This is a genomic window from Pantoea deleyi (assembly GCF_022647325.1).
GTDB classification, from domain to species: domain Bacteria; phylum Pseudomonadota; class Gammaproteobacteria; order Enterobacterales; family Enterobacteriaceae; genus Pantoea; species Pantoea deleyi.
In genome coordinates, this window is sequence record NZ_CP071405.1 from 3,910,422 (window position 1) to 3,924,402 (window position 13,981).

The following is a 13,981-nucleotide window of genomic DNA, read 5'->3' on the forward strand; positions in this document are numbered from 1 at the left end:
GTGAATGCGGGTCAGTATATCCCATAAACTGACTTTTTTACCGTCTGAAAAGTCCGGCTTTTTCCCGCCCGGGGTTATTTAAAATCTGCGTAAGGGATCAGGGGCTGCGGCGGCATATCGAGATCCCCTTCCCAGCCTCCGGCCGCGTAGCGCACATAGAGCAGACCGTGGCTCGGCGTATAATCTTTCGCCTGCTGGATATCGACACCCGCGCCGATAAACCAGTCTGACGTCAGCCGTCGCTCCACGACCGCCTGCAGCGTGTAGCCCACACCGCCGCCGGTGCTGCTGGCGGAAGAGGGGTTGCTGGCAAGCGTAAAGCCCGGATTAACCGGATAACGCTGCTGCGCATGGGTCGCGGAATGCGACCAGGAGAGCGACCCGCCAAGATCAAACGACCAGTTCTCCGTTCGCTGCCGCCAGGTCACCGGCACAGAAAACGAGAGATACTGCTGCGGGCTGTAGTAGCCGCCCTGCCCGAACGTGTAGTCGCTGAGATCTTTCTGATAGTGCCAGAGCATCGTGTTCAGCCCGACGGTGGCGCGGCGATTGTCGCTGTTGATCAGTTTGTAGTAGTAGCCCCCCATCAGGCGCTCGCGGCTGTTATCGGCGACGTTTTTACCGCTGATCTGATGGGCGCTGATGTCGCCCCAGACGCCGTGTGCGCCGCCCTGATCGTAACTCAGTCCGATGCTGCCCCCGGTGGCCACCACGCCGCCCCAGCGTTTGCCGCCGCTGGCGGCCAGGTCGCGCGTGCCGGCATAGGCCAGCAGCGAGCTGGTAATGGGGCGGCGCGAGGCGGTGAGCGTCACGCCGAGATCGCGGATATCCGTTTTCCAGCTCAGGCCGCCGGTCCAGTTCGTGACCTCGAAGCCCAGCGGCGTGGTGCCCAGGTCGGCTGACCAGACCCCGTTGTGCCAGCCTGCGCCCAGCGCCGTGCCGCTGTCGCGCTGGCGGGTCTGCCCCCGACATCCGCCCGAATTGGCGTCGTCACAGCTGCCGAAGCGTTCATCGATGCTGCCGTTGCGGGTGGCAAAGGTACCGGCCGAGAGATCCACCCGATCCACGCGCAGAAAGCCGCGCCCGTCGGCCAGCGGGCGCTCTGCCTGCAGCATCGTGGTGTGTGCCGTGAAATCTGAGATGCCGCCGGTGCCGCTGTTGCGTGAGTAGTCCTGCTGCAGCGTCAGCGTGGTCTGCTGCTGGCGGTAGAGATCGGCGGTGTCGCTGCGAAGGCCGCGCTCCAGCCGCGTATCCCGGGGATCGTTGCGCGTGGCGCGACTGAGGTTGCCCTCGCTCCCGATGCCGCTGGCCGTCATCGCCTCCCGATAATCTGCCAGCGCCTGTTCGGGCTGCTGCTGCGCACGTTCCAGCCGGGCCGCATCCCGGAACAGCAGCGCCTTAGCCTGAGAAGGCGGCAGCGACGCGGCGCGCTGTTTCAGCCCGGCGAACAGCCCGGCCGCCCGCGAGGTCTCCCCCACGGCCTGCCACGCCAGCGCAACGCGGCGCTCTGCATTCAGCCCCGACTCTGCCGGCGGCAACTGCGCCAGCGCCTGGCGTGCCTCAGCGTTACGCTGCAGGGCAACCAGCGCCTCAATGCGTCCCAGTGCCGCATCACCGTCGCCCGGCTGGCGCGACAGCACCTGCTCATAACCCGTCAGCGCCTGCTGTGCATCACCGCGCGCCAGTGCCCAGTCGGCCAGCGTCAGATCGCGGCGGCCGGAAACCGGCTGCTGTTCAAGCAGCGCGATGGCCGCCGGTTCATTGCCTGCGGCGCGCAGCCTGTCGGCCTGTGCAAAGATCTGATTCTGCTTCAGGCGGCCGGCGAGCTGGCGCATATCGCCGCTCCACTGCGCGGCGGGCAGGCGCTGCAGCGTAGCCAGTGCCGTACGCTCGTCATCGTTACCCGAGAACCAGAGTGCGGTGGCGTAAAGCGCGGTGGGATCCTGCGGATGCTGCTGCGCCACGGCGCGCATGACCCCATTCGCCTGCTGCACGTCACCACGATTGCGCAGCGCGCCCGCCAGCCGGTAGCTGAGCCAGACATCATCCGGTGCCAGCGCCAGCGCCTGACGATATTTTTCCGCCGCCTGCGGCCAGCGGGCCTGCTGTGCCAGGGCGTCGGCCTCCGCGCGCAGGCTGTCGCTGCGCAGGGCGCGCAGCGTGTCGGCCAGGGTACGCTGCTGCGCGGCCGGCAGTGAATTGATAAACGCCATTTCGCGGGCAGGGGAAACCGTCTGATAGAGCGCCGCCAGCCGACGCACGGCGGTAATGTTAGAGCCGTCCAGCTGGCGCGCGCGCTGCCAGAGCTGTTCAGCACCGGCGCCGTTTTTGCGCGCCATCGCCACATCGCCCAGCCCAATCAGGGCGTAACTGTCGCGGCTGTCGAGCGTCTGAGCCGTGCGATAGTGCCGCTCGGCAGCGTTTATATCGTGCTGCGCCAGCGCCTTATCGCCCTGCTCTATCGCCAGCCAGTACCGGTTGGTCTGCAGCAGCGACTGCCATTTGCCGACCAGCGTGCTCTGCTGGCCCGCTTTGATGGCTCGCTCCAGCCAGAGAACGGCGACATCGCGATGGCCCGCGCGGGCCTGAGTCTGCCCCATCGCGCCCATCAGTTCGGCATCCTCAGGATTAGCCTTCAGCGCCCGGTTCAGGGAGCTCATCGCCTGATTCACATTGTTCGCTTCCACCAGCGCCAGCGCCCGCATCCGTTCGCGGTAGGCGGGATCGGCCAGCGTCTTCTGCTGTTTGTTCAGCGCCTCCATGCCCTGCTGATGCGCATCGCCATCGGTGAACACGGCCAGATACGCTTTCAGCTGCGCCACGCTGCTGTCATTGATCGTCTGATCGCTGATGTGCTGCAGCCAGAGATCAGCCGCGGCATCACGGCCGCCGCTGCTCTCCGCCAGCCGCGTCAGCTGCGCGGTGGCCAGGTCCGGCTGCTGCCGGTCGAACGCCATACGGGCAATCTGCAGGCCGACCCCGACGTTGCCGGGATAACGCTGCTCCAGCGCCTGCAGCTGCTGCCAGACCCGATCCTGCTGGCCGGGCAGACGCGCCAGCAGCCGCCAGTACTCCAGCGCGATGTTCGGATCGGGAAACACGCCGCTGAACAGCGCGTCGTAGGCGTTTTTCGCCTCCGCCAGACGGCCCGAGGTGGCCAGCAGTCGTGCCTGCTGCAGCTGCTGCCGTCCCTCCGGAGACATCATGCGCAGACCCGCCGCCGACTCACGCGCCGCCGCCGAGCCAGGAGCCTGCCGGTTGAGCTGATCCAGCAGCGTCTGTGCTGCCGTAAGATCGCCCTGATGCAGCGCCAGCCGCAGACGCGCCGCCAGCACCTGGGGATTGTCCGGGTCTATCTTCTCCAGCCGGTAGAGCGATTGCTGCACCAGCTCATATTTATTGGTCGATTCGCCGATTCGCACCTGAGTCAGCAGCCAGTCGACCGGTGAAACCTGCGGCCCGTCGACCGGCGCAGCCTGCCCCGGCAGCGCACTCAGCGCACCAATCAGGACGCCCGCCCGCAGCAGAGGCGCCTTATTCATCTTCATCATCAAGCAGACGGCGGTGTGCGACCAGGCGCATCAGACGCCAGACCAGCATGGCGAACAGCACCACCACCAGCACAGCGCAGAGCGCCAGCCAGAACGGATGGGTCGCAAGCGTAGCCCAGAGGCGTTCCCACCACGGCAGATGGCCCACAAAATAGGTCTCGCCAACGCGAAGGCTGTTAACGCCCGACTCGCGGATAATTGCGGTGGAGCCGGAAATCGCGCTGCGCTTGCCGCTGTCCTCCAGCGCCTCATCCAGCAGCTGCCAGCTTCGCGGACTGCCGTCGGCCAGCAGCGCCACCACACTGCGCTGATCGTAGAACGGTGACTGGAAGCCGATCACGGTCGCCAGCGGCCCACGGGAGCCTATCGCGGTACGACTTTCCGCCGTCCGTTCAGCCGCACTGAGCGGCTGCGTCTGCTGAGCGGTCTGGCGCACCGGTTTTTTCAGCCAGCTGGCGGTCGCTTCCACCAGCGCGCTGATCCGCTGGTCATCCTGAAGATCGGCAGGAATGCCGCCGATCATCAGCAGATCCGCATCCTGCTTCTTCGCGCTGCTCCAGTCATCGGTGAGCTGCACGCGCAGCGCCGGATAACCGGTCTGTGCCCCGATATTACCCAGCGCGTTCAGTAGCGTGCTGACCTGCTGCGCATCCGGATCGGACTGCACCAGCACCAGCGTCTGGGCGAGATCGGCCAGGCGGCTGAAGGGGAAACCGGCGTTTGCCCAGGTCTGCAGCGACGGCATTTCGATGTAGTGGCGATAGCCGGAGAAGTCGATGCTGGAACTCTCATCCAGCACCACATGATGGCCGACCGGCGTCACGGTTTCGCAGCGGCCGTCAGCCGTGCCACCGATAAAGGTGTTGGCATAGTCAAAATCGAAACGCAGCTGGTTAACCACGCCCAGCCGCAGCGCCGGAATGCGCAGCTCGCGATTCTTATCCAGCATGCCCTGAATCAGCGGAATATGTAGCAGCTGCTGCCCGGCGGTATTTTTGGGTATCAGCGGATAGTCCTGAATAAACTGATTGTTCAGGTTAACGGCCAGCCGCGAGCCATCCTGCTGAGGCGGCGAGGTGTAGCGATAGCTCAGATCCATATCAATGCCGCGCGCCCGCACCAGGAAGAGATCGGGCGGCAGGTTCAGCGTCAGGCTGATCGGATTGGGCTGCAGACCGTCAGACTGCAGCTGGTTCTCATACTGCGACAGCTCCGCAAACGTCGTGCGGCGGTCGGTGCGCACCCAGTTAGGCGCATCGTAGGGCTGACGCGGTGCCAGTTGCGTGACGTGATCGATGGTCGAGGTCTCGCCGCGCAGCAGCAACTCCCCCTGCGCAATCCCCTGCACCGCCGTCAACAGGTCGTCGTCGTTGCGCCCCAGGATCAGCAGCATCTTCTCATAGGGGTTGTCAGGCTGACTGATCATCTCCACGGTCGGCTTCATTACCGGAGGCCGATCTTTCAGGAACGTCGGGCGGGCATCGTTGGTGGCAAAGACCACCGCATGCTGCTGCTGAGGCAGCCGATCGTAAAGCACCGGGAAACGCTGTCCGCGCCAGGCCGCTTTGCTGCCGAACCAGGAGGCGAGGATGGCGGCGGCACGCTGCTGCTTGATGTCCGGCTCGGCGGCAAACACCATCGGCAGCGTCAGCGGCCGCTTATCGCGCGCGTCAAAGAAAGGCTCCGGGAAATGGGAGAGATCGTTTTTCAGCGGCAGCTTCTGCAGCGTCAGATCCAGGCCACTCTCTTTGCCAATATCGAGCCAGATGGTGCTGTTAGCCGGATTTTCGCAGATGTTCGCGTAGTGTCCCACCAGCTCAAAGCTCAGGCGGTTAAAGTCGCTGATAAACCGGGGGTCGATCGCCAGCTGCATCTGATTCTCTTTGCCCATCTGCTCCGGCGTCAGGGTGATCAGGCTGACCAGCTCATCATTGAGGTAGACTTTCAGCTGCGACAGCGTGGGCAGCAGCGCGGGCGACGGCCGGAAACTGAGGTTGAGCAGCGCGCGCGTCACCACCTCATCACTGCGCACCCCAAACTCGATCTGACCGGTGCTGCGCGTTCCGCTCAGCGTCATGCTGCCCGGCGGCGGCGCCAGCGTCACAAAGTTCAGCTGACTGCTGCGCAGCGGCGCAGCCGCTTCCGGCGGCATCGTTTGCTGCGCGGGTTCGGCGGCGGCAGTGGCCGGCGCCGTCTCCTGCGCCAGCGCGCAGTTTAGTGTTGCGGAGCCCAGCAGCAGCGCAGCGACCCACCTGTTTAATTTCGTTGTCGTCATATCATCAACTCAATGCAGAATTTTAAGCAGGCGCGCGACCGATGCCCTGCGGCAACAGCGAAGCCAGCCAGCTTACCCCAGCGGTAAGCAGGTTAAACAACCGACGTAACTGCGGCGGACCATATTCCGCCAGGCGCAGATACCCTTTAAAGCCGAGGATCGTAATATCGGCCAGGCTCTGCACCGGTTTATCCTCAGGAAAACCGTCCTGCCACAGCGCCCAGGTATCGGCGCGGGCGAAGGTGCACTGAATAAAATCGATGTGCTGGCGGGTGGTCAGGGCGTCAAGACGCACACCCGCCCGCAGGCCAAAGACGCGCTGCACCCTGCAGGGGAAACTGAACTCCTGCTGCCCGCGACGCAGCAGCAGCCAGACCTTCTCATCCTCCTGCAGCGCATCCGGCTCGCGCAGCTCCAGACCGACCCCGCCATCCGAATAGTCACGCAGCGTACAGGGCAGCATGTGGCCGTTTTCACGCGAAATCGCCGCCGGCATCGCAATCTCTACCCGGTGTGCTTCACGGATCTGCCGGGCTTCCACCGACACCGCCACCGCGCCTCCCAGAATCACCATGTTGTAGATCACCCAGACCAGGCTGACCCACACCGTTAACACCTCGTTTGCCGGCCCGTGCTGCAGCCGCCAGAAGGCCATCACCACGCCCGCCAGATTGAGCAGCACCAGCATCATGTAAGGGCGGGTGATCACCCAGTCCAGATGCCGCTTCTCAACCAGTCCGCCTTTGGCGGTCACGTTGAACTTGCCCTTGTGCGGATTGATCAGCGCGACGGTCGTCGGCAGGGCGATATACCACGCCAGCACGGTCTCGTAGACTTCGCTCCAGAACGAGTGTCGCCAGCGTCCCTGGATGCGCGAGTTGGTCAGGCTGGTGTGCAGCATATGCGGCAGTACATAGACGGCGATCGCCAGCGCGGGCGCATAGATGATGTAGGCATGGCAGAGCAGAAACGCCAGCGGCGCCAGCAGGAACACCAGCCGCGGGATCCCGGAGAGAAAATGGAGCATCGCGTTGGCGTAACAGAGGCGCTGCACCCACTTCAGCCCTTTGCCGAACAGCGGGTTATCGAGACGGAAAATCTGCACCATGCCGCGCGCCCAGCGGATACGCTGGCCGATATGGGCGGAGAGGCTCTCTGTCGCCAGTCCGGCCGCCTGGGGAATGCGGATATAGGCGGAGGTATAGCCGAGGCGATGCAGGCGCAGCGAGGTGTGCGCATCCTCCGTTACGGTTTCGACCGCGATACCGCCAATCTTCTCCAGCGCGTCGCGGCGCAGAATGGCGCAGGAACCGCAGAAAAAGGTGGCATCCCAGGTGTCGTTGCCATCCTGAACCAGCCCGTAGAACAGCGATCCCTCATTCGGCGTACGACGGAAACGCCCCAGGTTGCGCTCAAACGGATCGGGTGAGAAAAAGTGATGCGGCGTCTGCAGCATCGCCAGCCGGGGATCGCGGATAAACCAGCCCATCGTCATCTGCAGAAAGGCGCGCGTCGGCACATGGTCGCAGTCAAAGATCGCCACGAAGTCGCTACGGCAGTGCGTTTTCAGCGCGTGATTGATGTTGCCCGCCTTGGCGTGTGCATTGTCCGGTCGCACCACATAGTGAACACCAATGCTGGCGGCGAACTCGCGAAACTCCGGCCGCCTGCCGTCATCCAGCAGATAGATGTTCAGGCGATCTTTCGGCCAGTCGACCCCCAGCGCGGCGTAGAGCGTCGGCCTGACCACGCTCAGCGGTTCGTTATAGGTGGGCACCAGCAGATCCACCGACGGCCACGTCGCGCGGTCATCTGGCATCGACACCGGCTGCCGGTTAAGCGGCCACAGCGTCTGAAAATAGCCCAGCACCAGCACCACCCAGGCGTACGTTTCGGCGGCGATCAGCAGCAGACCCAGCACCAGGCTCACCGGGTCATCCCAGTTCAGCGTCGAGGTATAGCGCCACCAGAGATAACGACAGGAGACGGTCAGCGACAGCACAATCAGCATCATGGTAGCCAGACGACCGGGCACCCGCCGTACCCCCATCGCCAGCGCCCAGAGCAGCAGCACAAAGATAAACTGCGTCGTCAGATCGAAGGGCTGACTGATACAGAGCAGCGCCAGCAGCGAGGCGACCAGCCCCACGACGGTAAACAGGGCATAACGCAGCAGCGGCGGCAGGCGCTTCAGCCGCCGTTCGGCGCGTGCACCGAGCGGGTTCGACCCGGCCCGTCGTGCGCGCCGCTCCAGCCAGCGGTAGACCTGCTGCCGCCAGCGAATCAGCGCAGCGAAACCGTTCGCCCGGCGGCGGGGATCCTCCATCGGCAGGACAATCACCAGCCACAGGGTCTGAATCAGATAGCGCAGGCAATCGAGCGGCCGGGGGCGCTCCGGCGAAATATGCGGATAGAGGCGGCGGCGCTGCCGGAGAAGGCGCTGCCAGCCGGGGGTTTCGACGCGGAACAGCGTCACCACCAGCCCGTACCAGAACAGGTTAAACGCGCTGGCGAAACGGGAGGCGCCATGACGACGTGCGTCGGCGTAGCGCCGCTCTGCCCCCTGCCAGGCCGGGGCGGTCAGCAGCCAGCGTAGCGGATTCACGCACGATCCCCTTTCAGATGCAGCAGCAGCCAGTTCGCCAGGGTGGTGATCTCTTCGCTGACCAGCGCATGTGGCCGGTATTCGCCCACCGGCTGCTTCATCATCAGGGCTTCTGCCAGCGCCTCGTCGCGGTGGATCAGCAGGGGGATCAGCGGATTCAGCGACGCCATCCAGAGCTGATGCAGATCCTGCTGCAGGCGGCTGTTGGCATTAAACTGATTGATCAGAAACCGGGTCATCGCAGGAAAGGATCGCTGGCTCAGGCGCAGGTGGCAGTTGGCGTCTGGCGTGGTGACGCAGAGCAGGCCATCCAGCCGCGGCAGCAGTTTTTCGTGCCACGGCGCGCTGTCGGCAGGCAGATCGAAAAGAATCCAGCCGTAGCGCCCGCGCAGCGCCGGAAGCGCTTCGAGCAGCGGCGCGGCGACAGCCGCATCCTGCGCCTGAACAGAGGCGGAGAGCTGGCCGTAAGGCAGCAGATCGGGGCCCTGCGGATAGCGCTGCGCACACTGCTGCCAGTCACCGCCCTCACACAGCGCCTGCATCCAGCCCTGCGTCGCCTGGATCGGCAGATTAAAATGCGCGCCCAGCTGACTCACCGGCGAGCCATCAATCAGCAGGACCCGCTCACCCAGCGCGGTCAGCGCCCAGCCGAGAGCCGCGCAGAGCGAGGTGGTGCCGACGCCGCCCCGGAGGCCCTGAAGCGCAATCTGCGGCATCAGCGAGGTTGCCCCGGCAGCGCAGACAGGGTTTCCGATAAGAGTGGCCAGCGGGCCACGATCTCTTTCAGCCGCTCTTCGCGCGCAATATCGACATAACGAAACGCATGCAGAGAAAAGGCGTCGCGCAGCGCACTGATATCATCCTGAGGCTCACGCTGAGCGGAGACCACCGTATAAACGTCTTGGTTTTTCATTATTTCTCGCCACCAATAAAATGTCGGCATCCGGACAGTAACATTTACCCGTAATCTGGAAAGTGCTTTCCAGAATGCGTACGATGGCCGGAAAGGGGTAAATGGTCGAGCGTCAGTTATTTTTAATTAGTCAGGTTACAACCTATGCTGTCTATAATAAACTAGCCCGGGCTGGAAAAATAACGAATTCAATATGAAAAATTCTTTTTCGTTGGGGCTGCCACAGGTTCAGCCTGAAGTGAGCACATTACAAAATCCCGGCTGTTACTGGGTGAGCTGCACACGTCCGCAGGATGCCCACACCTTTATCCGGCAGGTTATTTCGCATCAGCACACCGTGACGCTCATCAGCGCCGGTCAGCCGCCACGGGCGCTGCTGACGCCCGACCCCGCTGGTGGCCCCGACCGCATCCCGCTCTATTCATTGCCCGAAAATAAAAAAAGCCTGCTGCAGCTGGAGCGCGATTTCGCCCGCACGCTCGGCAGTAAAAATGGACTGGTGATCTTTAGCAGCCCTGCCTCGCAGTGGAATAAATTAAATGAGGCAGAATTAAGCGGCTGGATAACGCGTATGCGCAGGCTGCTGCATAAAAGGAAGATGACGCTTCTCATTGTCACAGCCGGTATCACGCAATTTAATCAGAGTAATAATCTGCAGCGTTATTTCCGCCAGATGGACGGGCTGGCTTATTTAACCTTTCAGCAGGGCGGCTGGCAATATCAAATAAGCTGGTGGTATGCCGGTGAACGGCTGCTGGCCGATCGCACCCTGCGCCTGGGCTGTGAAGATGATCATTTCTTTGCGTTAAAAGAAACGCAGGAACCGCTGAGTCTGAATGATGAACAGCTTTATCTGGCCGATAAGAGCGTGCTGGAGGGCGCACCGCCGCTTTCACGTCAGTGGCAGCTGTTTGAGGATAATCAGCAGGTCTGGGAAGGCGCGCAGCAGGCCAATGCTGCCACCGTTATTTTCAGCCTGACGCACAGCGAGCAGATCCGCGAACTGGCAAAAATGGTGCACAGCCTGCGCCGCGCACGCGGTAACGGGCTGAAGATCGTGGTGCGGGAGATGGGCGTCAGCCTGCGTTACAGTGATGAGCGGCTGCTGCAGGCCTGCGGCGTGAACAGTATCGTACCCACCACGGCCGCGATGTCGCAGTTTCTGACCCTGCTGGAAGGGATGCAGGGGCAGCGGTTCAGCCGCCTGGTTCCCGCCAGTCTGGAAGGTCTGATCGCCTCACTGCAGCCGCTGCACGAAAAGGGCTATCTGCCTCTTGAGGCGTTCTGTCAGGCGGTCGGCCAGCTGATCAGTAATCCGCTGCTGCCGGAAAATGACAAGGGCCTGCTGGTCGCCCTGCGCCCGGTGCCGCAGCTCAGCCCGCAGCAGATCCTCACGCTCTGCAAACCGCGTCGCTTTGGCGATCTGGTCACGGTGCTGGAGGATCGGGTCATCCTGTTTCTCTCCTCCTGTCGCTATAACGACCTGGATAAGGCCCTGAAATTTATCTTTTCCCTGCCGCACGACGAGCTGTTTGCCAACCGGATTATCTGGTTTGAGGACAACCAGATTCAGGCCGAGATCGGCAACATCAAAAAAATGCGACCGGTGGCGATGCAGGCGGCGGCTGTGGTGGCCGCGCCGGTGCGCGACGCCCTCCCCCGGCACGCAGACACGCCTGAACGGGCAACACCGCAGCCCATTACTTTACTGCCGGAGAAAGAATCCCGATGAACCTGATGGACTGGGTACAGATTGCCCTGCTGGCGATAGCGATCGTGCTGATTCTGAAGCCGGTGTGGCAGCGGTGGCTGCCGCGTCGCTGGAACGGCCTGCTGAATCGTCTGTTACCTGCACGTGCGCTGAAGTCTGAAGGGCACTGGCAGCGTCAATCTTCAAAAACGGATGCAAACATTAATGAAAAATGATCAACCCGCTGCGGGTCACGCCTCTCTTCTGTGGTCCCGCTGGCGTGGGCTGGGCGGCTGGAATTTCTACTTTTTAGTCAAGTTTGCCCTGCTGTGGTACGGCTATCTCAATTTTCACGCCCTGAGCAACCTGGTGTTTCTCGCCTGGCTGCTTTTCCCGTTGCCGTCGGCACGTCTGCATCGCCTGCGCCACTGGGTGTCGATCCCGATCGGTTTCGGGCTGTTCTGGCATGACACCTGGCTGCCCGGCATCAACAGCATTCTCAGTCAGGGCGACCAGCTGGCGGGCTTCTCGGCGGATTATCTGCTCGACCTGGCCGACCGCTTTATCAACTGGCAGATGCTGGGGGCGCTGTTTGTGCTGCTGGTGCTCTACCTGTTTATCTCCCCCTGGATTCGCCTGACCGTGCTGGTGTCGCTGATGCTGATCTGGCTCAACGTGCTGACTATTGCCGGCCCGGCGATGTCGCTGCTGCCGACGCGCGCCGCCACGCCGCAGGTCGTCCTGAATCAGACGCCCGCCGCGACCCCGGCAGCGGCCGTGCCGGAGGGACTCGATCAGTCGGCCGCGCCCACCAGCGCCAGCCTGACCGCCTGGCTCAGCCGCTTTTATGAGAGTGAGCGCAAGCGCGTCACCCACTTCCCGGAGAGCCTGCCAGCGGATTCACAGCCGTTCGACATTCTGGTCATCAACATCTGTTCCCTCGCCTGGTCCGATATGGAGGCGGCCCAGCTGCGCAATCATCCGCTGTGGCAGCACTTTGACATCATGCTGACCAACTATAACTCGGCCACCAGCTACAGCGGCCCGGCGGGGATTCGCCTGCTGCGCGCCAGCTGCGGTCAGACCTCACACAGCGATCTCTACAAACCGGCCGATGCCCGCTGCTATCTGTTCGACAATCTGGCGAAGCTGGGCTTCAAAGAGCAGCTGATGATGGACCACACCGGCGTGTTCGGTAACTATCTCAAAGAGCTGCGGGAGTCGGGCGACATTCAGGCTCCGCTGATGTCACAGGCGGGCATTGCGCCGGAACTGACCTCCTTCGACAGCTCGCCGGTGTTCAACGACGGTCAGCTGATGCAGCGCTGGCTCGACGATCGTAACCGGAGCAGCGATGCGCGCAGCGCGACCTTCTACAACCTGATCCCGCTGCACGACGGCACCCGCGAACCCGGCAGCACCAAAACTGCCCCATGGAAGCCGCGGGCGCAGCTGCTGTTTGATCAGATCGATACCTTCCTCACTCAGCTGGAGAAGTCGGGCCGTCGGGTAATGGTGCTGGTCGTGCCGGAGCATGGCGCAGCCCTGCAGGGCGATAAGATGCAGATGTCCGGCCTGCGTGATATTCCCAGCCCCGGCATTACGCATGTGCCGGTGGGGATTAAGTTTGTCGGCATGAAGGCGCCTCATCAGGGCCAGCCGCTGAATATTGATGCCCCGACCAGCCTGCTGGCGATCTCAGAACTGGTGTCGCGTGTGGTGGATGGCCAGGTCTTTAATGCGCCGAATGTGAATATGTCGGTGCTGGCCGACAAGCTGCCTCAGACGCCGGTGGTGTCGGAGAACGACGGTGCGGTGGTGATGATGTATCAGGGTAAGCCGTGGATCCGGCTTAACGGCGGCGACTGGGTGCCCTATCCGGAGTAAGCCGTCCGCGGCAGGTCAGGGCGGCTCAGCCCTGACCTGCGTTGCGATCAGCGTTTCTCCTGAAACGCCTGCCAGGTCAGCAACTGCAGACTGGCCGAAAAGTAGTTCTGATCCGGCGCCAGCCGATCGCTGAGATAGCCGGTCTCATTCAGGGTCAGATCGCGAACCGCCAGCAGTCCGCCCTCCAGATGATAAGGCGCCGGAGTATTGGCCAGCACGTCGAACCAGGCGGGGGTCAGCATCCGGCTGTAACCCTGCCAGACTCGCTGGAACGGCACCAGGGCCAGACTGTGCGGATCGTACCACCAGATGTTCAGCGGCACGCGAATCGCGTCATAACTGAAGCGGTTCGAATAGCCGACCGCCGGAGCCACCGAGCCATCGGCATTCAGCGCCACCCAGTCCAGCGGCAGCCCGGTTTTGCCAAAACTCAGCTTACCCAGCAGATCGAAGCCGTCATTAATCAGCGCATCCCAGACCTGAAGATGGCTGTGTTCGCCAAACTCCCGCCAGGCCTGAAACAGGAAATAGGAGGGGTTCAGCACCACGTAGCTGGTCTTATTAAAGCCCTGCGCGCCCGGCATCAGCACGGTGTGGCCGCCAAAGCGGATCACATCCAGCTTGATGATAGCGCGCTGGATGCGGTCAGACGCCTGTTGATAGGCCGGATCCTGCCATTTCCGGGCGGCACGCTGCAGCGCCCAGGCCAGCAGCACGTCACCGTCTGCGGCGTTATTTTTGTCGGCAACCGGATCGTCACTGCCGGGCACATAGCGCCAGTAGAACAGCTCGGTCTGCGGATTGCGCAGCTGGGTGCGTGTCCACTGCCAGAGCCGATCAAAGGTGGCGCGGTCGTCATTCGCGACCGCCAGCAGCATGCCGTAGCCCTGCCCTTCGGTATGGCTGACGTTGTTATTGGCGGTATCGATGATCCGCCCTTCCGCAGTAACAAAGCGGCTCTTAAAGGTCTCCCAGCCGCTGGCACCTGCCTGTGCGCTGCAGGCCAGCAGTAATACAGAGCAAATCCAGCCCAGCCAGAATGGCTTACGTTTCATGTCCC

Annotated in this window: 9 protein-coding genes; 3 read left to right on the forward strand and 6 right to left on the reverse strand. The window is 62.8% G+C overall.

Annotation, left to right across the window (positions count from 1 at the left end):
• Positions 1-74: 74 nt before the first annotated feature.
• From bcsC to bcsR, 5 genes are read right to left on the reverse strand one after another with little or no spacing between them, the layout of a single operon-like run.
• Entirely contained in the window at positions 75-3,542 is a 3,468-nt protein-coding gene (gene bcsC / locus J1C59_RS18340) for a cellulose synthase complex outer membrane protein BcsC (RefSeq protein ID WP_140917357.1), read from the reverse strand.
• Positions 3,535-5,826 (reverse strand): cellulose biosynthesis cyclic di-GMP-binding regulatory protein BcsB, encoded by a 2,292-nt coding sequence (gene bcsB, locus J1C59_RS18345; RefSeq protein ID WP_140917356.1) that lies wholly within the window; start codon positions 5,824-5,826, stop codon positions 3,535-3,537. The genes bcsC and bcsB overlap by 8 nt, the downstream gene beginning before the upstream one ends.
• Before the next feature lie 22 nt (positions 5,827-5,848).
• On the reverse strand, positions 5,849-8,431 hold the full coding sequence (gene bcsA / locus J1C59_RS18350; protein ID WP_140917355.1) for a UDP-forming cellulose synthase catalytic subunit: 2,583 nt from the start codon (positions 8,429-8,431) through the stop codon (positions 5,849-5,851).
• Positions 8,428-9,147, reverse strand: coding sequence for a cellulose biosynthesis protein BcsQ (gene bcsQ / locus J1C59_RS18355; RefSeq protein WP_140917354.1), 720 nt, complete (start codon positions 9,145-9,147; stop codon positions 8,428-8,430). The genes bcsA and bcsQ overlap by 4 nt, the downstream gene beginning before the upstream one ends.
• The gene (gene bcsR, locus J1C59_RS18360; RefSeq protein ID WP_128086886.1) at positions 9,147-9,344 is read right to left on the reverse strand and encodes a cellulose biosynthesis protein BcsR; all 198 of its coding nucleotides are present in this window, start codon (positions 9,342-9,344) and stop codon (positions 9,147-9,149) included. The genes bcsQ and bcsR overlap by 1 nt, the downstream gene beginning before the upstream one ends.
• A 193-nt stretch (positions 9,345-9,537) precedes the next feature.
• Here bcsR and bcsE point away from each other — a divergent pair, with 193 nt between their 5' ends.
• The 3 genes from bcsE to bcsG are packed head-to-tail and all read left to right on the forward strand — an operon-like array spanning position 9,538 to position 12,921.
• Positions 9,538-11,076, forward strand: a complete 1,539-nt coding sequence (bcsE, locus tag J1C59_RS18365) for a cellulose biosynthesis protein BcsE (RefSeq protein WP_140917353.1) — start codon at positions 9,538-9,540, stop codon at positions 11,074-11,076.
• Positions 11,073-11,270, forward strand: a complete 198-nt coding sequence (gene bcsF / locus J1C59_RS18370) for a cellulose biosynthesis protein BcsF (RefSeq protein ID WP_128086887.1) — start codon at positions 11,073-11,075, stop codon at positions 11,268-11,270. The genes bcsE and bcsF overlap by 4 nt, the downstream gene beginning before the upstream one ends.
• Complete coding sequence (gene bcsG / locus J1C59_RS18375; RefSeq protein WP_140917352.1) at positions 11,260-12,921, forward strand: cellulose biosynthesis protein BcsG; 1,662 nt, start codon at positions 11,260-11,262, stop codon at positions 12,919-12,921. The genes bcsF and bcsG overlap by 11 nt, the downstream gene beginning before the upstream one ends.
• Before the next feature lie 47 nt (positions 12,922-12,968).
• Here the strand turns inward: bcsG and J1C59_RS18380 are convergent, their stop codons facing one another.
• Positions 12,969-13,976 (reverse strand): family 8 glycosyl hydrolase, encoded by a 1,008-nt coding sequence (locus tag J1C59_RS18380; protein ID WP_128086873.1) that lies wholly within the window; start codon positions 13,974-13,976, stop codon positions 12,969-12,971.
• Positions 13,977-13,981 lie beyond the last annotated feature (5 nt).